Annotated in this window: 20 protein-coding genes; 3 read left to right on the top strand and 17 right to left on the bottom strand. The window is 32.4% G+C overall.

The annotated features are described in order from the left end of the window. Nucleotides 1–174: 174 nt before the first annotated feature. From Q4Q47_RS15245 to Q4Q47_RS15225, 5 genes are all read right to left on the bottom strand, one after another. Complete coding sequence (locus tag Q4Q47_RS15245) at nt 175–1,398, bottom strand: MalY/PatB family protein (RefSeq protein ID WP_303307497.1); 1,224 nt, start codon at nt 1,396–1,398, stop codon at nt 175–177. 110 nt (nt 1,399–1,508) lie between these two features. Next, nucleotides 1,509–2,297 (bottom strand): arsenite methyltransferase, encoded by a 789-nt coding sequence (arsM, locus tag Q4Q47_RS15240; RefSeq protein WP_303307496.1) that lies wholly within the window; start codon nt 2,295–2,297, stop codon nt 1,509–1,511. A 95-nt stretch (nt 2,298–2,392) separates the two neighbouring features. Beyond that, nucleotides 2,393–2,920, bottom strand: a complete 528-nt coding sequence (gene sigZ / locus Q4Q47_RS15235) for an RNA polymerase sigma factor SigZ (RefSeq protein ID WP_303307495.1) — start codon at nt 2,918–2,920, stop codon at nt 2,393–2,395. Between the two features lie 687 nt (nt 2,921–3,607). Continuing rightward, entirely contained in the window at nt 3,608–4,501 is an 894-nt protein-coding gene (locus Q4Q47_RS15230) for a carbohydrate kinase family protein (RefSeq protein ID WP_303307494.1), read from the bottom strand. Continuing rightward, nucleotides 4,501–6,345, bottom strand: a complete 1,845-nt coding sequence (locus Q4Q47_RS15225) for a glycoside hydrolase family 13 protein (RefSeq protein WP_303307493.1) — start codon at nt 6,343–6,345, stop codon at nt 4,501–4,503. Before Q4Q47_RS15225 ends, Q4Q47_RS15230 begins: the two co-directional genes overlap by 1 nt. 448 nt (nt 6,346–6,793) lie before the next feature. Between Q4Q47_RS15225 and Q4Q47_RS15220 the strand changes: the two genes are divergently transcribed. Further along, nucleotides 6,794–7,597: a LytR/AlgR family response regulator transcription factor gene (locus tag Q4Q47_RS15220; RefSeq protein WP_303307492.1), complete on the top strand. Its 804-nt coding sequence runs from the start codon at nt 6,794–6,796 to the stop codon at nt 7,595–7,597. A 110-nt stretch (nt 7,598–7,707) separates the two neighbouring features. Here the strand turns inward: Q4Q47_RS15220 and Q4Q47_RS15215 are convergent, their stop codons facing one another. From Q4Q47_RS15215 to Q4Q47_RS15190, 6 genes are all read right to left on the bottom strand, one after another. After that, nucleotides 7,708–9,009: an aspartate aminotransferase family protein gene (locus Q4Q47_RS15215; RefSeq protein WP_303307491.1), complete on the bottom strand. Its 1,302-nt coding sequence runs from the start codon at nt 9,007–9,009 to the stop codon at nt 7,708–7,710. 55 nt (nt 9,010–9,064) lie between these two features. Continuing rightward, nucleotides 9,065–9,817 (bottom strand): AraC family transcriptional regulator, encoded by a 753-nt coding sequence (locus Q4Q47_RS15210; RefSeq protein WP_303307490.1) that lies wholly within the window; start codon nt 9,815–9,817, stop codon nt 9,065–9,067. Nucleotides 9,818–9,984: 167 nt separating this feature from the next. Further along, nucleotides 9,985–10,473 carry a nucleoside deaminase gene (locus tag Q4Q47_RS15205; protein WP_303307489.1) on the bottom strand — a complete coding sequence of 163 codons (489 nt, stop codon included), beginning with the start codon at nt 10,471–10,473 and terminating at the stop codon, nt 9,985–9,987. Between the two features lie 31 nt (nt 10,474–10,504). Further along, nucleotides 10,505–11,830: an O-acetylhomoserine aminocarboxypropyltransferase/cysteine synthase family protein gene (locus Q4Q47_RS15200; RefSeq protein WP_303307488.1), complete on the bottom strand. Its 1,326-nt coding sequence runs from the start codon at nt 11,828–11,830 to the stop codon at nt 10,505–10,507. 30 nt (nt 11,831–11,860) lie between these two features. Beyond that, on the bottom strand, nt 11,861–12,424 hold the full coding sequence (locus tag Q4Q47_RS15195) for an OsmC family protein (RefSeq protein ID WP_303307487.1): 564 nt from the start codon (nt 12,422–12,424) through the stop codon (nt 11,861–11,863). 35 nt (nt 12,425–12,459) lie between these two features. Continuing rightward, nucleotides 12,460–13,584 (bottom strand): NAD(P)H-dependent flavin oxidoreductase, encoded by a 1,125-nt coding sequence (locus Q4Q47_RS15190; RefSeq protein WP_303307486.1) that lies wholly within the window; start codon nt 13,582–13,584, stop codon nt 12,460–12,462. 212 nt (nt 13,585–13,796) lie between these two features. Between Q4Q47_RS15190 and Q4Q47_RS15185 the strand changes: the two genes are divergently transcribed. Next, a complete protein-coding gene (locus tag Q4Q47_RS15185; RefSeq protein WP_303307485.1) occupies nt 13,797–14,261 on the top strand; it encodes a GNAT family N-acetyltransferase in 465 nt (154 codons plus the stop codon). Between the two features lie 21 nt (nt 14,262–14,282). Here Q4Q47_RS15185 and Q4Q47_RS15180 read toward each other — a convergent pair whose 3' ends face one another. The 6 genes from Q4Q47_RS15180 to Q4Q47_RS15155 form a co-directional block, all read right to left on the bottom strand. Then, nucleotides 14,283–14,744: a GNAT family N-acetyltransferase gene (locus Q4Q47_RS15180; protein WP_303307484.1), complete on the bottom strand. Its 462-nt coding sequence runs from the start codon at nt 14,742–14,744 to the stop codon at nt 14,283–14,285. Further along, a complete protein-coding gene (locus Q4Q47_RS15175) occupies nt 14,745–15,662 on the bottom strand; it encodes a helix-turn-helix transcriptional regulator (RefSeq protein ID WP_303307483.1) in 918 nt (305 codons plus the stop codon). Nucleotides 15,663–15,825: 163 nt separating this feature from the next. Continuing rightward, the gene (gene nagB, locus Q4Q47_RS15170) at nt 15,826–17,754 is read right to left on the bottom strand and encodes a glucosamine-6-phosphate deaminase (protein ID WP_303307482.1); all 1,929 of its coding nucleotides are present in this window, start codon (nt 17,752–17,754) and stop codon (nt 15,826–15,828) included. 31 nt (nt 17,755–17,785) lie between these two features. Then, a complete protein-coding gene (locus tag Q4Q47_RS15165; protein WP_303307481.1) occupies nt 17,786–19,099 on the bottom strand; it encodes a sugar MFS transporter in 1,314 nt (437 codons plus the stop codon). Between the two features lie 23 nt (nt 19,100–19,122). Further along, entirely contained in the window at nt 19,123–20,205 is a 1,083-nt protein-coding gene (locus Q4Q47_RS15160; protein WP_303307480.1) for a phosphotransferase enzyme family protein, read from the bottom strand. A gap of 1 nt (nt 20,206) precedes the next feature. Further along, the gene (locus Q4Q47_RS15155; RefSeq protein WP_303307479.1) at nt 20,207–21,109 is read right to left on the bottom strand and encodes a nucleotidyltransferase family protein; all 903 of its coding nucleotides are present in this window, start codon (nt 21,107–21,109) and stop codon (nt 20,207–20,209) included. A 181-nt stretch (nt 21,110–21,290) separates the two neighbouring features. On the opposite strand from Q4Q47_RS15155, the gene Q4Q47_RS15150 reads away from it, so the two are divergent. Further along, nucleotides 21,291–22,334: a LacI family DNA-binding transcriptional regulator gene (locus tag Q4Q47_RS15150; protein WP_303307478.1), complete on the top strand. Its 1,044-nt coding sequence runs from the start codon at nt 21,291–21,293 to the stop codon at nt 22,332–22,334. Nucleotides 22,335–22,511: the final 177 nt, after the last annotated feature.

Here is a 22,511-nt window from a genome sequence, read left to right as displayed (position 1 = left end):
AGCTAGCTAGTGAAACTTAGCCGAAAGGCCTCTAAATTTTAAATAATCACTAATGCTTTGAAATTCTTTTCGAGATTGAAACTATTAAGATTATGTACCACTCCTATAAAATATCACGTTCCTCTCTCCTATTATTCTAGCCAAAACTTCATGAGATTGTTTTTAATATATGGTTTAACAAGAACAACAGTTGTTTGCTTGTTCTCCTTCATTAAAAGAACAATCCACACCATCATCTACTGCTTTTTTTAGTTGATAAAATGCTTGCTGAATTTTTTCTAACGGAGAAGCAAAATTCAGTCGCATAAACTGAGTATGACTTCCTTCAAACCAGTCTCCAGGAGTTAAGGCTAATTTAGCTTGATTAACAACTAAATGCTTTAGAGCATCATCAGATAAATTCAATTTGCTAAAATCTAACCAGATTTGATACGTTCCTTCTGGCTTATATAATATAATTTGAGGTATTTCTCTTTCAACGAAATCGGTTATCCAATTTATTGTTTTTTCTAAATAAGCTAATAAATCGTTCAGCCATTCTTCTCCTTTTGTATAAGCCGCTATCGTAGCATTAGCAGAATGTATACTACCATGATCTAAATACAAGGACCCAACTGTGCTTTTAACTTGCTTATGAATTTTTTCATTTTGTATGTATAAATACCCATTGGAAATACTTTGCATACCAAATGTTTTAGCAGGCGAGCCAATAACAGCAATATGATTTTCACTATTCTCTAGTGAAGCTATACTATTAAATTGTGATTTAGAATACACAATATCTGAATGAATTTCATCACTAATAATTGTTACATTGTATGTATTAGCAATAGCGACTAGTTTTTGTAATTCTTCTTTTGTCCATACACGACCAACAGGATTGTGTGGATTACAAAGTAAGATTACTTTAATATTCAAAGTTTTAAGCTTTCGTTCCATATCTTCAAAATCCATTTGATAGTAACCATCAACAACTTTTAATTTATTACTAACTACTTTTCTTCCTGCTGATTCAATAACTTTAAAAAACTGATGATAAACGGGTGTTTGTACCATAATACCATCTCCTTTTTCAGATAGGTCTCTAATTAATACACCTATTCCAGTAAGTACTCCAGAAACTTGCACAAATGATTTAGGATTTAATTGTAACTGATGACGTTTATAATTCCAATCCGAAATGGCTTTAAAAACATCTCCAGTATTAAATTCATAAGCATATATATTTCTAGTTACCAATTTCTGCAAAGCTTCTTGTATAGGTTTTGCTATTTCAAAATCCATATCTGCTATCCATAAAGGCATAACATCTGTAGTGCCAAACATAGATTTTAAATAGTTTGGATTGCTTTTTGCAAAATTATTTTCTACTGTATGTAATATATCAAATTGACTCATAGTATCTAGTTTATTTCCCTTTATAGACGTACTAGTAAAAAAAAGACGCAAAAAAAAATAGCCTTACAAACTTGTAAGGCTAAATCGCTATTAATCATTATTTATAAGGTTTACTTTTCAGCATAAACACCTAGGCTAAAAATAGCATTATTGCTTGCTTTAAATTTCTCTAATTCTTCAGGACAACAAACGAATTGTAGTAAAATATCGTCTGGCAAATTAACTTCACGTTCTTTAGTAATAGTAACATTTTTAAAACCTGCACTTTTTATTGCTTCTAAATATTCCTCTTTTTGTAAAGCACCAGATATACAACCTGCATACATTTCGGCTGCTTGCATAATACCTTTTGGTAAATCACCTCTTAGTACAATGTCAGACATACTAAAATGGCCACCAGGTTTTAAAACACGATGTACTTCTTGATAGGCTTTCTTTTTATCTGGAACTAAATTTAGCACACAGTTACTTATTGAAATATCGATAGAATTATCCTTGAGAGGAATATTTTCTATTTCACCTAATACAAAATCCACGTTATCATAACCTAATTTTTGTTTATTTTCATTGGCTTTTTCTATCATGGCTTCTGTCATATCTACACCTATAACATGACCTTTTTCTCCAACTATACGTCTTGCAATAAAAACATCATTGCCAGCTCCAGAACCTAAGTCAAGAACAGTATCTCCTTCATTTATGTTTGCGTATTCTGTTGGGATTCCACAGCCCAATCCATAATCAGCTTCAGCTTCGTATCCATTTACCGAATCATAGCTTTCGCTTAGTGTCCAATCTAAATCTGGTGTGCCACATGTAGGCCCACAACCACATCCTGAACCTGCACTTATAACATCTGTATAAGCTTTTTTTACAACGTCCTTAATTTGTTTTGACATAATATATCTATTTTAAAGTGTTATTGATTTATTTTCACACTATAGACGTCACATCAAAAAAAAGACGCAAAAAACAATTAATTACCACCTGTGTCTCACTTTTTAACCTTATAATCTAGAACATCTCCATAGACATCTGTGGATATAGCACAGCATTCTTCGTAGTTAGATTTCAACATTTCTCTTCCTCTTTGTACTCGAGATTTAACACCTGAATACGAAATGCTTAATCGTTTTGCTATTTCTTTTTGTGGAATGTTTTTAATATCAGCTAAAATTATAGCCTCCTTATATTTTTCTGGAAGCGAATTTATAAAAGGATTTAAGCAATGTGTAAGTTCTGAAGTAAGTGTTTCATTAGAAAGTTCTTCCGCCTCTACCTCTTTTGAAGAGGTGTTAAACTTAATTTTTCTGAAATGTGAAGTAATTTCATTTCTTGTAATTTGATATATCCAGGGCACCAGTTTTTCTTTATTCTTTAAGGTATCAATTTTAGAAAACGCTTTTAAAAATACATCTTGAACAATATCTTTTGCAAGTTCGGAGTCTTTGACTTTTCCATTAACAAAATTTGTTAATCGACCATTCATATCGTTCCAAACATTTATAATCTCATTACTCATAATTGTAAAACAAATCTTTTATTTATTATAGACGTAATAGTAAAAAAAAGACGCAAAATAATTTAAAATTACTCTAACAAATTTAATTAAAAATTAAAAACTCATTCCATATATGAAGCTATTCATAAACAGATGATACGTTGGCAAAATTATGATATTTACAACAATCACTCTATTTATAAAAAAGATAATAGCTATGATTTATCCGTACACCATCTCTCTGATTCATGAAAATTGATACTCAATCAATTTTATAAACCCGTATGTAAAATATCCGCTACAAAACCTTCCGATCAGCAGCTACATTGTACCCATATCCTTTTTTAAGCTATTATTCCCGCTGGTTTAATTAATATAAACCATAATTATTCATTAAACCTTGAGGATCTAGCGATACTTAGCCACGAATACACAAATAAGTACGAATTGAATCTCTTATGGTTGTCGTGTATTATACTCAATATGTACACAAATCAGACTTTCTGTCTGCCAATCCTGTCTATAGATAGGAAAATTAGTGAGATCAGTTGCCAGTAGGCAGTTTTCTGTATTCGTGGCCAGCTTTTTAAAACTATTATATGCTATTCTTCAATATTTGTGGGTACACTGTAGCATTCAGCAGGCAGGCGCTCGATTGTTTTATAAAATCAAAATGCTCTGTCAATTTATTTTAAATACACAAGTACACTACTTAGCATAATATTCAAGAAACTCTTTTTCAATATACCTTTTACTCAATTTATTACTAGTAATCATCTCTGATTCTATACATAAGCCTGAAGTAATTGTACCAAACTGCATACATTTCATTATTTCGTAACCTTTCGAATATCCATATAAAAAACCTGAAAAGAAAGCATCTCCAGCACCATTTGAATTGTTTAAAGTATAATCTTTAATAATTGGAACTTCAATCCATTTGCCTTCTTTGGTATAGGCTGTTGAACCATCTTTTCCGTGTGTACACACCACCAATTCCTTTCCATTGGCAATTTGTGTTTCCATAAAAGATTTGTAATCAGGTAAATTGTCAGAACTTAAAAACAAATAAGCAGCAGCGTCAATAAAGTCTTGGTGGTATTTATTTTTGCCATCATAATCGTGTAAATCGGTCCAGATTTCTTTTTTTAATTGTTTACAGACAGGTAAAATATAACGGCAATAATTGGCAATATTCACAACCATATAATTTGCATTTGCGACCTCTTTTTCAAACTTAGAATAATCTATATCAGGGATATCAGAACTAGGATTCATAAAAATAGAAATCCGCTCTCCCTTATCATTCATGATGTTTAAATGCCTTTCGGTGCCTTTGGGATCTATATCATTGATAAAGTTTAAGTTAGGCTCCTGTAAATAAGAAGTTACTTTTTCTCCAAAGGAATCATTGCCTATCAAGGAATGAAATGTCGTGGGAAACCCCAATTTAGAAAGTGTCAAGGCTTTTCCTGCCCCCGTATTTCCAATAGTTTCATTAAAATGACAGTTATGAATCGTTTGCGGCATGGCTTCCGGGAAATCGTCTAATGTAATTACTGAATTGTATGATGCGCCTCCAATAACAAATATGTTTTCCATTAGTTACTAAGTTTTATAATGCATGCCGAATTTGCCTTTAAATCAATGGATTTAAGGGAAGAAAAATAGGTATTTGTAATGATATCCGTTCCGTTAGAATATCCTTGAATAGATTCCTTAAAACGTTCCAAACTAAACTTATTAATGGTTTTACTATTGTTATTAATGATAACCATTGTCTTTTCTTCGTTTTTGCTCCTAAAGTATACATAGATATTGTCTATTGGTTGATAATGCGTTAATTTTCCAGAATGGATTTCTATAGCATTTTTTCTCCAATTTAAAATAGTACTTACATAATTATAAACCCCATTTTCTTGAGGGGTTCTTCCTTTTTCTGTAAAGGCATTTCTTTTATCAGATTTCCAACCTCCTGGAAAATCTTTCCGCAGTTGCCCATCAGGTTTATCGCCTTCTAATAATATCTCATCTCCATAATATAATTGAGGGATTCCCCTTGACGTTAAAGTGAATGCCATACTCAATTTAAGTTTGTCAATATCATCATTTAATAAGGTAAATAAGCGCCCTACGTCATGGTTTCCGTTAAATATTTTATTGTTATAAGCATCTCCATACACAAAATCTTCTGCCAAGGTTTCATATATTTTATAAATGTTATTTTCATTTCCAAATGCTTTCAACATGGCATAATACAAGGGGTAATCACAAACACTATTTACAGGAGATTTGTAACCATCATTATTAACGCCATTGTTATTCCAATAAGATAATGATGACGCTTTAGCTTCCCACGTCTCTGCAACGATATAGAAGTTTGGATATTCGGTATTGATTTCTTCTACCCATTTAGCCATGACATTTTTTTCAGGATAGGGATAGGTATCCATTCTAATACCATCTAATTGAGCATATTCAATCCACCAAATTGAATTTTGAATCATATAGGTTGCTAAAAACGGGTTTTCTAAATTTAAATCAGGTAAATTAGTATCAAACCAACCTTTTGTAAATAAATCGTAATCACTTTTTGAAGCGTGTGGATCTGAAGCCGCAATATTGGTAAAATTACTCCGCGTATATGTATCCCATTGATTCAACCAATCTTTAGAGGGCAAATCATTCATCCACCAATGTCCAGAACCACAATGATTGAATACCTGATCCATAATGACTTTCATCTCTTTTTGATGACATACATCAACCAAATTTATAAAATCAGCATTTGTTCCAAAACGACTATCTGTTTTATAAAAATCAGAGATGCCGTAACCGTGATATGAGTATTTTGGTTGATCATTTTCTAAAAATGGATTTAACCATAATGTAGTAACACCCAATTCTTTTATATAATCTAAATGGTTTATAACGCCATCTATATCGCCGCCATGTCTTCCATCTTGGTTTGAACGATTTACTTTTTCAAGGGTATCTTCGGTAGAATCATTTTTTGGATTTCCATTCGCAAAGCGGTCAGGAGTTATCAAATACATGACATCAGAACCATCAATCGTCTGAATGGGATTGTGTCTATTCCTTTTTGTTTTTAATTCATAGTTATAGCGTAATTCTTTGCCCGTTTTCGTTTTAAAAACAATATCAAAGGCACCTGCTTTAGTCGTTTTTGCTATGGACAGATTTATAAAAAGATAGTTTTCATTTTCTAACATAGACATACTTTTTATTGAAATCCCTTCATAATGGATACTTGGTTTTGTTTGACTAATATTTTCACCATATACCAAAAGTTGCAATTCAGTATTTTCCATTCCGACCCACCAATTTGGTGGTTCTACTCTGTTTAAGCTTACGTTTTGAGCGCATATTTGAATTGAAATAAAAAGGAATAAAAAAGGGATAAAAGTTCTAAATACAGTTTTCATTTTAGTAAAGTTAAAAATTAGATTTCTCAATATTACTATTGAAAATGCCTACTTCCAACCCCATTATATAGACAACCACTTCAATACATCAAACGACCAGTATTTATCAATTTTAGTACAGGCAGAAATCAATTCTAAGGACATACGGATTACGGTTGTTTACTTGTTTTTAATATAAAATTGCTAGTTGTCTGTATATAACTAATGGTTATTCAGATAAATTTTTAGATTTTAGCAAAAAAAATAAAGAATTTCTTGAAACGAACTATCCTCGAGGTAATTTATAGGGCATTTCGCTCGTTTCATACCCGATTAAGTTAAGCACAAGGTTTTGACCCAATGGTCAAAAACCGAAATTCTGTTATTTAGATTCCCGCTTTCGCGAGAATGACAATTTCAACGGAAATCCCTGAGGCAAGCCTCGGAAAATTCTTTTTAATTAAACAATATGAAGTTTTCATTTTTTGGCATAAATAAGAATTTCAATAGAGCCATAAAACACCTTGGCTATTGGTTGGCATTTGTGAGCTTTTTCACTTTGGTTTGGGGAACTTATGATAATGATTATCTAAGAAATTTCATGATCCAAATATTAAGTCTTCCTGCTAGACTTGCCTTAGTTTATGTAGCGTTGTACTTCTTATTTCCTAAATTTTTTCTTAAAAAGAAATATGTAACATTTGTCTTTCTCTATATCCTTTTACTGATTTTTGTTACTGTTTTTATTCAAAGGGTCTTGTTTTTTTACGTTGTTCAACCAAACTATTTACAAAATTTTGAAACGTCTAATTTCTTTGCTATTACTGAAATAATGAACACTCTTTTGGATGTAAATATCGCTGCCATTATTCCTTTAGGATATGTCTTTTTTAAGAATTGGCAAATAACAAATCAAAAAACCATTGAACTTGAAAGTCAAAAATTGAATTCTGTAAAAGACGAGAAATTTATTTATTTAAAAGTTGAAAAATCATTGCAGAAAATTTTTTTGAAAGACATTATTTTTATTGAAAGCCTAAAAAATTATGTCAAAGTAAAAACTACTCATAGAGAAATTATTGCTTATAAAAGCATTTCGTCAATTGAAGACATGTTGACTAACAAAAAGTTTTTAAGAGTCCATCGTTCTTTTATTGTAGGCCTCGATTTTATTGATTCCTTTTCACCAAGTAAATTAATATTGAAAGGAACCCCCATACCTATTGGACGAAAATATAAAGAAGAAGTTAAAGCCGTTTTGGGTTATTTTTAGGTATTTAGACATTGCACGCACGCCACCACTTTCCTATCGTCACTACGAGATAATTTCTATACATCTGCTCAAATTCTGCAACTATACGAATTAAATATTTACTTAAAACATTATTTAATACAATCTCGTATAGCTTGATTTAATATAGTAACCCCTAAATCAATTTCCTTTTTACTTATAGTCAATGGTGGAGCAATCCTAAAAATACTACCATAGCCTTTCATTCTAACTATATTCATATTTAGGCCTAACTCAAGACATCTATTGCATATATTTTGACCTAATGTATCGTCAGGTATTTTTGTTTCTCTATTTTTTACAATTTCAACCCCCAATAAAAGCCCCTTACCTCTTACATCTCCTATACACTCGTGTTCCTCTTGTAGTTTTATTAATTGTTCCTTTAAATACTTCCCTAGTTCTAAAGCTTTTTGAGCTAGTTTCTCCTCATAAAGTATTTCAAAAGCGGCCAAACCAAAAGTGGCACAAAAAGGATCGGATACATGTGAAGTTACATAGATAAACCCTTTCTTATGACATGCCTCTTCTATTTCTTTTGTGGTAACCATGGCTGCCAAAGGTAATCCCCCACCTAATGTTTTTGACAAGGTTAAGAAATCAGGAACGATGTCGTATTGTTGAAAAGCGAAGGTTTTTCCAAGTCGTCCTAATGCCGTTTGAGCTTCGTCAAATATTAATAATAATCCGCGTTCGTCGCATAACGCTTTTAACCTCTTAATATAGTCAGGTTTTAATTCAATCATCCCTGCTGCACTCAATAAAGGTTCTGCTATTAATGCTGCATATGCGCCTGTTGATTGCTGATCGCACATTTTCATGCCTACCTCTAAACAAGTATGATCGCAGCTACCTTTACAATGTGCTATGGGGCAACGATATTCATAAGGTGCCGGTATCATTAAACTCCCTGGTATTGCCGGTCCGTAACCCTTTCTGGTTTTAGAATAAGTACAAGATTGTGCACCAGCCGTCATACCATGCCATGAACCTGAAAACCCAATGACTTCAAAACCACCAGTAACCAATTTGGCCATTCGTATAGCTACTTCGTTAGACTCAGACCCGGTATTTAAAAATATACATTTAGACAAACTATCGGGCAGTTCACTGGCTAGTCTTTTTGAAAGATTTATTACTGAAGGAGATAGAATAGAGCTTAGTAAATGAATAGCCCTATCACCTGATTTTTCTAATATTTCTATAAATTTTGGATGATTGTGCCCAAATACGGAACACATTTGACCAGAAGTAAAATCTAGAATGGCATGTCCTTCTTTATCATAGATATAACTCCCAAAAGCTTTTTCTGCAATAAAATTTGAAAACTCACCACAATATCGGATTAGTGTTTTTTGAGCGTCTTCTACTTCTTTAAGGTTTGAACTTTGCATGACTGAAACTTTTGATTGCAAGTTCTATAAACCTTAAACTTTAAAATTGTAAAATTCAATCATTTCTAATTAAATCAGCATATCGTTTGGGAATCATACCTACATTTATTTTGAAATATTTGTTAAAGTGACTTTGGTCAAAAAAACCTGTATCATATGCAATATCAGTGAAATTGTCTCTGGTCTTTATATACTCTTTGGCTTTTTCAATGCGTAAGTTTTGTAAATAACGCATAGGGGAAATTCCAATATTAATTTTGAAAAGACGTTGAAAATGACTCTCACTTAGATGTGTTAAGTCCGACAACTCTTCAACAAGTATGGATCGGTTGTAGTTAGTTTCTATATGTACCAATGCTTTTGTTAAACTATTCTTTTTAATTAAATTAGAATGGTTACTAATCAAAAAACGTTTAAATACATCCGGCACCTGAGTTTCTGCACGCTCCCCCATATTGAGATTATGACCTTTATTAATTATAATCGATTCAAACCAATGATTAAAATCATTCTTATAAGAATAGCTATTTCGAACAATTGTTAAACCTAATTGCGCATTAGATCTATTACTGAAAGCATCTAATTTAGGGACTCTAATGACCTTGTAATGGAAAAAATCCTCAATGCGTGTTTGATGTGCTACATAGGGAGGAATTATAACCAAGTCACCAGCTTTCAAAATAAATCTAGAACCATTACATATTAGATGAGCGTTTCCATTTAAAATATAGGAAAATGTATAACGATTCGGATGTAAATGCATTGGGAAATAATGCTTTTTATCATAAAATATAGTGGCAGATTCCATTTAGCTAACCTTTATTATTCAAAGTTAAAAAATAATAAGAAACCAGTTAGAGAGAAAAAAATCAACGAATAGTAGTGCTTAAACTTTTTACCAAAGTAAAGTTATAGCAATATGATTACTCTTATACTGGCTTCTTTCGGTTTTTATATTTTATTTAAAAATCAATTTTATCTTGTACTGCTACCAAACATCCAAAGTGGTGTTTGCTTCATGACAACATTTGCTTCTTCTTCCATATATCCGCCTATAATTTCTGGAGCATTTGAAAAAATAGGCTTCAATTCTTCTAGTTTTTTGTCTTGTAGAATTGGCCACCTTGAATAGCCACCTACATACAACGATGGCAATGCATATACAACTCTTTTGATTTTATATTCTCTAATCATGAAGGAACACATTGGACAAGGCTCACAACTCGTATATAATGTGCAGTCTGATAAATCTGGGGTTCCTAATTTTACATGTGCGTTGTGCAGTGCTAAAATTTCGGCATGGTCTGACACCCTCCCTTTAAGATTATTTACCCCTTCTGCGATCAACTTATCATCTAGGGCTACTAAACTTCCAAAAGCAGCGTCACCGTTATTAACTGCAATTTGAGATAGTTCTATACACCTTAACATAAATTTTTTGTCGTATTCTTTAATTGTTGTCATAAGTTAGTTTTGTTTTTTAATCATTGATATTTTAAACTAATTCAGCATTACTAGCTAAAGCCTTCTCTATTGCTTGTTTGATATCGTTTTTAATATCGTCTATATGCTCAATACCCGCAGAAATACGCAGTTGTGTTGGATGCACACCTGATGCTAATTGTTCAGCATCACTTAATTGTTGATGTGTTGTAGATGCTGGATGAATGATAAGGGTTCTGGCATCCCCAACATTAGCTAAATGTGAAATCAATTGTAGTGCATCAGCAAAATTAGCTGCATCTTGTCTGTCTCCCTTTAGCGTAAATGTTAGCACACCACCGTAACCATTATTTAAATATTTGTTTGCTCTATTGTGATATTTACTAGAGCTTAGTCCTGGATAATTTACATTTTCGACTAATGGGTTAGATTCCAACCATAATGCCAAGTCGTGTGCATTTTTCATAGTACGCTCCAGACGTAATGATAGGGTTTCTAATCCTTGTAAAAACAAGAACGCATTAAACGGACTCATACACGAGCCATAATCTCGTAAGCCTTCCACACGTGCTCTGATGATATAAGCGATGTTTGGCATGTCCATGGCATTCCCTTCTCCAAAGGTTTCCCAAAAATTTAGCCCATGATAACCTTCTGATGGTTCTGAAAATTGTTTGAATTTACCATTTCCCCAGTTAAAATTTCCGCCATCAACAATAACACCACCCATGCTCGTACCATGGCCACCAATCCATTTTGTTGCAGAAGCTACCAAAACATTTGCGCCATGCTTAATTGGACTTGCAATATAACCTGCAGCACCAAAGGTATTATCCACTACTAATGGGATATCATATTTTTTGGCTAAAGCTGCAAATTTCTCGAAATCTGGAATGTTTAGCTCTGGATTTCCGATGGTATCTAAATACAATGCTTTTGTTTTACTATCAATTAAAGCTTCAAAAGCTTCTGGTGTTTCTTTATCTACAAAACGAGCTTCAATACCTAATCTTTTAAATTGTACTTTAAATTGATTATAAGCACCACCATATAGATGACAAGTAGACACAAAGTTATCGCCTGTTTCAAGAATATTACTTAATGCTATAAACTGTGCTGTTTGTCCTGACGACACAGCCATAGCTGCTACGCCTCCTTCTAAAGCTGCAATCCTCTTTTCAAAAACATCGACAGTTGGATTGGTAATTCTTGAGTAGATATTTCCAAACTCTTTTAATGAAAAAAGGTTAGCTCCATGCTCTGAATCTTTAAATGTAAATGCGGTTGATTGGTAAATTGGCACAGCGCTAGCCCCTGTAGTTGGGTCTGGTTGCTGACCTGCATGTAATTGTAGCGTTTCGAATTTTAAATTTTCCATGATGTTATTAAATTTAATATAGTTTTTAGATTAAGCATGCAATGATACATTGATGGCTCCTGGATTTAATATGGTGTTATAAATGGGTGATTTTTTGGCAAATGTTAGTAATTCTTGTTTTTCGGTTTCAGATAAATCCCCTTCAACATCAATAGATACTTTTATTTGCTCATACTCCTTTAAGATACAAGCATCTAAACCAAGGAATCCATTTAGGTTTAAATCACCTTCAACACGTATGGTCACGTCAGCTACTTTAATGCCATTTGCAGATGCTAACAACATCATAGATGTTGTCATGCAACTCGCTAATGTATGTAGCAAAAATTCTGGCGGACTTGGTGCCACATCTGTACCATCTAAAACTATTGGCATATCTGTACTGCATTCAAAAGGGGTTACTCTTGTGGTATCGTCTTGACAAGCACCGTAAAATCCTTGTATTTGACTTGTGTTTCGTGGACCAGATTCCCATTTGTTTGTTGCTTTAAATTTGAATTCTGCAATTTTAGGATTGCTCTTTAAAGCTCCTACTGTGTTTTCTATGGCTTCTAAATCGAAACCATTTAATGTTGTGTTTACTGTAGTCATCATTTTTTGTTTTAATGTTTACACTCAAATTGGTATTACTACTTATCTAGGAATTCTTTCCAAATTCTCTTAATTAATTCTGCTACTGTTGGTATATCGTTAATATCATTAATACTAGTTCCTGCATAGTTTGCCATGGCTTCTATATTTCCTGTATAAAATGATCCAGGGGAGTTAATGCTATAGCGTTCTACATGGATGTCTTCTCCATATTTAACAATGGTATCTGTCTCTCCTGGCCTATTTCCGATGGCAGGACAACCTGCAGATTCCCACATTTCGAATGTTGAATTACGCAGTATTCTATGTGTTGTGTTTTCAAACCCTTTATTCATACAGGTGGTAAAAACGGTGTCTTCTGCTTTTGCTTTTACCAAGGATTTTTTATAAATATCATGTCCTCGGCTTTCTACTGTAGCGACAAATCTTGACCCCATAACAACACCGGAAGCTCCCATCTGCATATATTCACGCATTTTATGCCCTGTAGCAATGCCGCCTGAAGCAACCACCGGCACATCTCCCGCTATTTTTAAAACACGTTCTAATGCTTCTGCTAATGGTCTTGATGCATGCACATGACCTCCAGCTTCTGTACCTTGGCAAACTAAATAATCTGCACCTAAATCCAAAGCTGCTTTTGCACTCGCTTCACTAGTCACTTGAATTCCTAAAACGACTTTTGCTGCTTTCATTTTGGTGGCCATTTTTTTAGTTGGCATTCCCCAAGAGAATTGTATAATAGGTACCCCATTTTCTATGGCTATATCAAAAGCTTTAGGTTCAAAATTCAATACGAAATTTGCAAAAAATGAATTTTTAGTTTTTCCTTTAACTGCCTCAATTTGTTTTATGGCATAATCTGGTTCTGACCAACTTAATGGTAATGCACCTAAACCGCCATTGTTTGAAACTGCTGATGTAAATGAACTATTAATAACGCCCGCTGTTGGTGCTTGAATTATAGGGTATTCAATGTTTAACAGTTTAGTTAGCTTTTTAGTTGCGCTGGATGGATAATTAAATTTTGTTTGTTTCTTATCCGTTATTTTTGATACAACGGGAGATTGACCAAAACTACTGCCAACTATGGTTGTCGCAGCAATACTTGCTAGTGTTCCTTTTTGAATAAAATCGCGTCGTGAAAAGTTTTTTGACTTCATAAGAATGATACATTTAGTAGTTAATATGCGTTCAATTTGTTTTATTGAACATTTACATTACAAATGTATTGAGCATCATTACGTTAGGATAGTGTAATAAGTTCTATGAATGGTATAATCGGTTCATTAGTTTGAATTTGGCACCAAACTACAAGTCAACATATTATAATAGGATAATAATTACATTTGTATTTCTATTTTTATCTAAAAAAATGGTTATTGAAAAAACAAACCAACTAAATACTTTTCAAAAGAAGGAAATTTTAAAAATTTGGAATCATGAGTATCCTAACTCTTTGGTCCACAAAACAATTAAAGACTTCGAAGCTTATTTAGATGGATTAGGTAACCTCGAGCATTTTGTAATTAAATTAGATCATCAAATTTCTGGTTGGTTGTCAACGTATATAAAAGATTCGAAAAAATGGTTTGTTATAATAATTAAGTCTGAGCATCAACGAAAAGGAATAGCTAGTCAATTAATTGAAATGGTAACACAACATACAACTGAACTCTATGGTTGGGTTATTGATACGGATAATTATGTTAAACAAAACGGTGAAAAATACAAATCACCTATTAAATTTTATAAAAAGTTAGGGTTTAAAGTAACTAATGACCGATTAGAAAACAAAAAAATATCTGCTGTAAAAATCAAATGGGAAGTTTCTGTTTAAGGCTGTATTACTAATTAAGTCTCAATGCGTTTTATGAAATGAGAATTTTACTTTTTCAATACCTATTGAGGTCATATATTTTCCTTGCAACACAAAGCCAAACTTCTCATACAAAATAATTGCCGGTTTATTTGCCAACCCTGTTTCAACAATAATTATTTCTGAATTATACAATTCTACCGCAAACTCTAAAAGTTTTTTGGCGATGCCTTGCCTGAAAAATAAAGGGTGAACAACAAGACTACAGATATCTGTTATATTATTTACCTTATCAATTTCAATAACAGCTGCTAATTTTGATGCTTTCCAAAAACCATAAAAATTTGTGGTACTGTCCTGAAACTCATTTACTGTTCTTTTTAAAGGTGGAAAATCTTGAAATTTAACTTGAAGTAATTTTGCTTCAATTTTATAAGATGCTTGAAAAACATGATATATATCTTTAGATACTTGTTCTTTCTTATGATTAAGCTTTCTTATCATCTAAATATTAATTGTATTTCTATAAGCCAGCGGTGTTACATTTTCATGCTTTTTAAAAACCTTGATAAAATGAGAAGGATCTTCGAAACCACAATCGTAAGCTATTTCATTAATCGTCTTATCTGAAGTTTTTAAGAATTGAGTTGCCAATGCCATTTTTTTATTAGTAATCCAACGTCCTGGACTTTCATTAAAAACAGATTTAAAACTTCTTTTAAATGTACTTAAACTCATATTAGCAAGTGTAGCATACTCCTCTAATTTTAAATTATATGGGTAATTATCCGTCATAATTTGTTTAAGCTGTACACTATTTGAAGCTTGTAAGCTACATAAATATGATGAAATATCTTGATGTTTGTTTGAAGTAAAAATATTAAGCAATAATTCTTCAAACTTTAATCTAATGACATTAACATTTGGGTGATCGTGCGCTTCAAAATAGACCTCTAACGATTTCATATAAGATAATAGAAAATCGTCTACATGTAATCGTAAAACACCATCTGAGTCTATGAGTTCATCATTTTTTTTATACACAATGGTATCGCTAAATTTTAGCATGAATTTTTTAATAAAATCATCTGGCATAAATATCATTAATGCGCAATAATCTTCACTATGAAATTGATGAGCAATATTGGCGCCTTTTTTCACAAATAAAGCATCTCCAGCTTTTACCATGTAATCATTACGATGGGTTTTCCACATTTTCTTGCCATTGGTAACAAATACAAAGTAATTAGCATCGGACCACATACCAAAACGAATTTCTTCAACAAGACATTTAAACTCTACAAATAGCAGGTCATCTATTATAAATTTTCTAAATAATTTACAATCTCTTATATATGAAAAAACATTTGTCATAAATCTTAAAAAGGCATTAAGGTCTATAACAAATGTATACAAAATCAATCAAAAAAGATTATAGCCTTTGTATTTTAACAAAGGCTATAATTAATTACTAGTTAGAGTAGATACTCCTACATTCGGAGTGGTTTTATGTATTTTATAATTATCGTTATTAGTAATATAAATATTATTAGAATCTGTTAATAATAATGATCATTTTAATATCTTAATACTTCCATCTCACAAAAGCTTCCATAGCGGCATAATGCGATAAGCCCAACTGGTCATAAAGTTGTGCTGTTTCACTATTTCTGTCTTCAGCACGTTGCCAAAACTCTCTACTATCTGCTCCTTGAAATACGACACCATCTTTTTGTGATTGGTGCTTGAAGATCCCTCTTCGCTTTTCCAGGACCTGATCGGGTCCCATAGGTACTGCCATTTCAATCTCATCAATACCCCACTCTTGCCAGGCTCCTCTGTATAACCAAACCCAACAATCTTTCATGAATTTTTTGGGCTTTAATCGTTTTACAGCTTCAAAAATAGCATCCAGACATACTTTATGAGTACCATGTGGGTCTGCCAAATCTCCTGCTGCATATATTTGATGCGGTTTAATCTTCTCTATCAAATCCATCGTAATTTGAATATCTTCCTCTCCCAATGGTTTTTTCTCTATAGCACCAGTTTCATAAAAGGGTAATTCCATGAAATGAATTTGATCATCTGGTACACCTACAAAGTAACAAGTAGACTGTGCTTCTCCTTTTCGTATCAAACCTTTAATGTATCTTACTTCTTCTATATCAATTTCACTTGTTTTTTTATTCTTAAGAAAGGCTACAGCTTTTTTATAGATGTTTTCGGCTTCTTTACTCTCTATTCCGAATTTATCGTTATAGTCGCATACAAAACTGGCAAAACGTAACGCCTCATCGTCTGCTACGGCAATATTCCCTGAAGTTTGATACCCTACATGAACTTCATGTCCTTGTTCTTGCAAACGTTTAAAGGTGCCTCCCATACTTATGATATCATCGTCTGGGTGTGGACTAAAAATGAGTACACGTTTTTTTGCTGGCTCTGCTCTTTCTGGTCGTTTACTATCATCTGCGTTGGGTTTTCCCCCTGGCCAACCTGTAATGGTGTTTTGTATTTTATTGAATATTTTAATATTTATATCATAAGCAGGTCCAGAATCTGCCAACAAATCACTCATCCCATTTTCTATATAGTCGGCATCTGTAAGCATGAGTATGGGTTTCTTTAAATGTAAGGCCAAACCTAAAACAGCTTTTCTAATAAGTTTATCGGTCCAATCAATTTTTTCTACTAACCAAGGTGTATTGATACGGGTTAATTTTGATGCTGCAGCCTTATCTAAAACAAAAGTTGCATTATTATGCTCTTGTAAATAAGAAGCCGGAACCCGATTGGTTACCTCACCTTCAATAGAAGCTTTTATAATATTAGATTTTCTTTCTCCCCAAGCCATTAATATAACGCGTTTGGCTTCCATTATTGCTTTTACACCTAGTGTTATAGCCGTTCTTGGGGTGTTATCTAAACCTGAAAAATCGTTACTGGCAGCTACTCTTGTAATATGATCTAAGGCTACTAAGCGGGTTTTTGAATTTTGCAAAGACCCAGATTCATTAAATCCTATATGTCCATTACCACCAATACCTAAAATTTGTAAATCGATACCTCCTAATGCCTTTATCTTTGCTTCATATTGACTACAATAATCCGCAATGCCTTCTTTTGATAAGGTGCCATCTGGAATATGACAATTCTCGGGAAGAATATCGACTTGATCAAACAACAACTCCTTCATAAACCGTACATAACTATTTATAGAATCTGGTTCCATTGGATAATACTCATCCAAGTTAAATGACACGACATTCTTAAAACTTAAGCCTTCTTCTTTATGCAGACGTACTAATTCTGCATACAGCCCTTTAGGTGAAGACCCTGTTGCTAGCCCTAAGATACAAGGTTGCTTTTGAGCTTCTTTAACTTTAATAAGGTCTGCTATCTCTTTGGCGACAGCTTTTGATGCTTCTGTTGAATTTTCATAGACTACAGTTCCGGCATTTTCAAATCTTTTTTCAAAGCCTGTTGATTTATCTATATGACTCTTTAACATTTTTAATGTAATTTATTTTAATTGTAAGTGTTTAATTTTTTGTCCAACTTTTCATTTTATGCCCCCAAACTGCAAAAAGTAAAATAATAGCATAACATGGAATCAATATCCAATAACTACTTGTTGAAGCTGTTGCTAATGCTTCTGCTTGCTCTACACCACTTGCTATAAGTTCTTCCTTTCCAGAATCAACCAGTCTTCCGTATAAGGGCGGTATTATTGCTCCTCCAGAGATTGCCATAATTAATAGTGCTGAAGCTGTTTTTGTAAATTTACCTAAACCATCTAGCGTCAATGGCCATACTGCCGGCCATACAAGTGCATTTGCAATCCCTAAAGCTGCCACAAATACTACAGATGTAAACCCTGTTGTAGATAGTATACAAATACTGAATATAATACCTAAAGCTGCACTAATTTTCAATGCTGTACCTTGCTTTAAATATTTAGGTATTAAGATGACACCTAATATATACATTGAAATCATGGCTATTAATGTAAATGGTGTGAAAAATTTTGCATATTCTGCAGGGAAACCTAATGATAGCCCGTAAGCTATAATAGAATCTCCAGCTATAACCTCAGCTCCTACATAAACGAATAACGTAAGCACTCCTAACCATAAATGTGGAAATTGAAAGATACTTGTTTTTGTATTAGAACCTTCTTTTACTTCCTCAGTTTCATCAGCATCAACTTGAGGTAAAGGTGCTTTTCTAATTAACAAACCAAAAATAAATAACACTATGGCCATAATTACATAAGGCATAAATACACTATCTGCCATAGAATTCAGCATCGTTTCTTTTTCTGCATCAGTAGCTGTAGCTAATTTATCTTGAACCTCATCTATTCCTTTCAGTAATAAAGCGCCAAAAATTATATTTGCTATAACTCCTGCTCCTTTATTACAAATACCCATAATAGCTATACGCTTTGCACCACTCTCTATAGGTCCCAAAATAGTAATATATGGATTTGCAGCAGTTTGTAAAATTGTCATCCCTATACCTTGAATAAAGATACCTGTTAAAAAGATCCAATACGTTCTTGCTTCTGCTGCAGGAATAAAAACCAATGCTCCTATAGCCATAATTATTAAACCTATAGACATTCCTTTTTTATACCCTACTTTATTTAAAAGATAAGATGCTGGCAATGCCATCACAACAAAAGAAATATAGGATGCTGAAGCTACTAAATAAGATTGTGCTTCGGTTAATTCGTTTATGGTTTTCATAAATGGAATTAAGGTTCCATTTATCCAAGTTACAAATCCGAATATAGCAAACAAACCTGCTATAATAGCTATGGCTTTAGTGTTACTATTTTTTGTTTGTGTCATAATTTCATGATTTTAATTAGTGTTTATATTATATTAATCTGTTTTTCTTTAAACTTTTCTGAAAGACTTCTAGCTAATTTAAATTGGTTTTTAGCGCGATCTAAATTATGCTCTGAGTATTTTGTTTTATAATAAACATCTCCATTTAAAAAATCTGTTAGAAAACGTATTCCCATAATGAATATAATTGATTTGGCTCCTAATGGCAGATATTTTAGCTCAATGGGGCTTAACGAATCACCAACAGTCTCTAAAAACCCTTTTTCGTAAGCTTTATAAAAATCAAAATTAAAGTTTACAAGATTTAAATCTTTTTCGTCTTCAGAAGCCGTATTACAAATGGTTCTTATAGCATCTCCAAAATCGTAGTGTACAATTCCAGGCATTACGGTATCCGTATCAATAACACAAAGCCCCTTATTATTCAAATCAAACAATGCATTCGAAATTTTTGTATCGTTATGTGTAACACGTAACTTAATCCCTCCTGTATCTTTTAGTTTTTGAAGGATATGCATCTCTTCCCTAGAATCTTCAACAAATTTTATAGATTCTTCAGCTAATTCTAATCGTTCTTTTGAAGGCGATTTCAGAGAATCTTCAAATTGCATATAACGAAAAGACATATCATGAAATTTAGGAATCACCTCTATTAGTTTTGACGCATCAAAATCGCTGGTTAAATTCAAAAAATCCCCAAACAGTTTTCCTCCTTCGAAAGCAATTTCTTTATTTTTTACAATGTCGTGAGTAACACTTTCGTTTATGTAAACCATAACATTCCAAAAATTCCCATCTTCATCTTTGTAATAATAATCACCATTTTTTGCTTGTACAAAGATAAGTACTCTTCGCTTTAATTCATCTTCTGGTAAATGCGATAACTTCTTCTGGATATGCTTGCTTACACTTACTTTGTTTCTAATTAATCCTGGCACATCTTTAAAAACCAAATGATTAACACGTTGAAGAATATAATAAGGTTGTTCTTTTGTTTCAATTAAATAGGTGTCATTTATATGACCTGAAACCAACTCTTTATAAGAAACAAACTCAGATGTATGATTGAATTGATTAAACTTGAATATTATTTGTTCTTGTGTCATGTTACCAAAGTTTTGTCGGATAAATGTTTTTTTCTTTCAACTTCCCTATAGCTTCTTGCACAATTTCTTTATCTTCCTTATAGGTAACACCAAACCATTTTGCATCAGATTTTAATACCTCTACTGTAGCTACATCCGATTTTAATATGGCATTTACAACTGACGGAATAAAAAACTCTGCTTTTAAATTTTCTTTATTTGCTTCTAAAAAGTCATTGAACAATTTATCTCCAAACTCAAAGTATTTTGGTGTAAACCCCCAAAAATTCATAGAAACTACCGTATCTTCTTTTATAGGAATAAATAGACCATCATCATCTTTACGCATGAGCTGTTCATTAATTCTTTCTATATGAGTACGCTCTGTAACATCTGTTAAATATCCTTCTTCATTTACCTGGCATTCACCTCTGGAAACAAATCCATAATCAGACACTGTATTTTTTAACAAATAGGCGATCATATTAAAATCATAGGACTCTTTATTTTTTGTCGTTAAAGATTTTGCCATGACTTCAAAAGCTTCCTTACCATAAAAATCATCAGCATTTATAACTGCAAAATTTTCCTGAACCACATCTTTTGCCATTAAAAGGGCATGCCCTGTCCCCCAAGGCTTCTTCCTTTCTGGGTTTATATATTTTTTAGGAACATAATCTAATTCCTGATATACATAAACTACTTCTGCTTTTCCTTCTAATTTTTTATTGAAAATTTCTTTAAATTCTTTTTCAAAACTTTTTCGAATAATGAATACAAACTTTCCAAATCCTGCCTGAAGTGCATCATAAATTGAAAAGTCAATGATTGTATCTCCTTCTGGAGTAAATGCATCCATTTGCTTTAAACCGCCATATCTGCTACCCATTCCTGCTGCTAAAATGACAAGTGCTGGTTTCCCCATCTCTTTTTTTTCTTTTAAATGTTCTTAAACTAGGTTAATTTTTACGATTCTTTTTTAGTTAACATTTAGAATATTTTGTCAAAAATAAGTAAAAAAAATTAAAAATGTGCTCGAACACACAAAAATAATGTTATCGTGCACATTTTTAGATCTTAATTTAATGTTTTATATATTTGTATACATGAAGAAATATACTATTAAAGATATTGCTGATTTGGCCGGAGTATCGAAAGGGACTGTAGACAGAGTTATTCATAAACGAGGTAAGGTATCTAAAAAAGCTCTTGAAAGTGTAACAAAATTACTTGAAGAAATAAATTACCAACCTAATCTTATTGCAAGAAATTTAAAAAACAATAAGGTCTATCGTATTTGTATTTTGATTCCAGACCCAGAAGTTGATGACTATTGGAGCCCTTGCATCCATGGTATTAATAGTGTTATTAATGAATTAAATGCCTTTGGAATACATATAGAAACTGTACTATTCAATTCAAAAAGTACCAAATCGTTTTTAAATGCAAACGAAAATGTTCAAAAGTTATCTCCTGATGCTGTTTTAATGGTGCCATTTTTTTATAAAGAAACTCTAATCGCATTAGAAGATTATCATAAACTAGGTATTATTGTTTCTACTATTAATAACCGTATTGAATCGGAAGTTGTTAAAGGGTTTGTTGGTCAAGACTTACATCAAAGTGGACGAGTAGCAGCTAAATTAATGCAAAGTACCACACAGAAAAAAGGAGATATCGTCATTATTCATATTGATGAAAAGTATAAAAATGCGATACATATGCAAGAAAAGGAAAGAGGGTTTAGGGAGTATTATAAGCAGTTTAACCATTTTGAGAACACCATTATTACACTAAAGTTAAAACGTACTGATTTTGAAATTTCTCTCATTAATTTCTTAAACGAACATGAAAATCTTGCTGGCTTATGTGTAACAACATCAAAAGGCTATCAGGTTGCAGATGTTTTGAGTAAAATAAACGCTGCCAAAGTATCTCTTATTGGGTATGATCTTGTTAATGAAAATGTTACGCACTTAAAAAACGGTGTTATTGATTTTTTAATTCATCAGAACCCTAAGCAACAAGCATATCTTGGATTAAAATCCTTGGCAGAACATTTACTTTTTGAAAAAGAACTGCCTAATGAAATTCTTTTACCAATTGACATTATTAATTCTGAAAATGTTAAGCCTTTTATGAGGGACTAATAGCCTTCTAATTTTAACGTGAGTAAGTATAAATAACGTGAGTTTGATATAAAATCCAATAAATAACTGCATTTATATCACTGATAAACAGTATTTTATCATATAAAAACCTGTTTATCGGCCAACTAAGGTGTATCCCAAATTAACGACATTAAAAATTATATGATGTTCTTTTTG

Source organism: Flavivirga spongiicola, from assembly GCF_030540825.1.
Classification (GTDB): Bacteria; Bacteroidota; Bacteroidia; order Flavobacteriales; family Flavobacteriaceae; genus Flavivirga; species Flavivirga spongiicola.
Note: the sequence above shows the minus strand (reverse complement) of the source record. Positions and strands in the feature narration are given on the sequence as shown.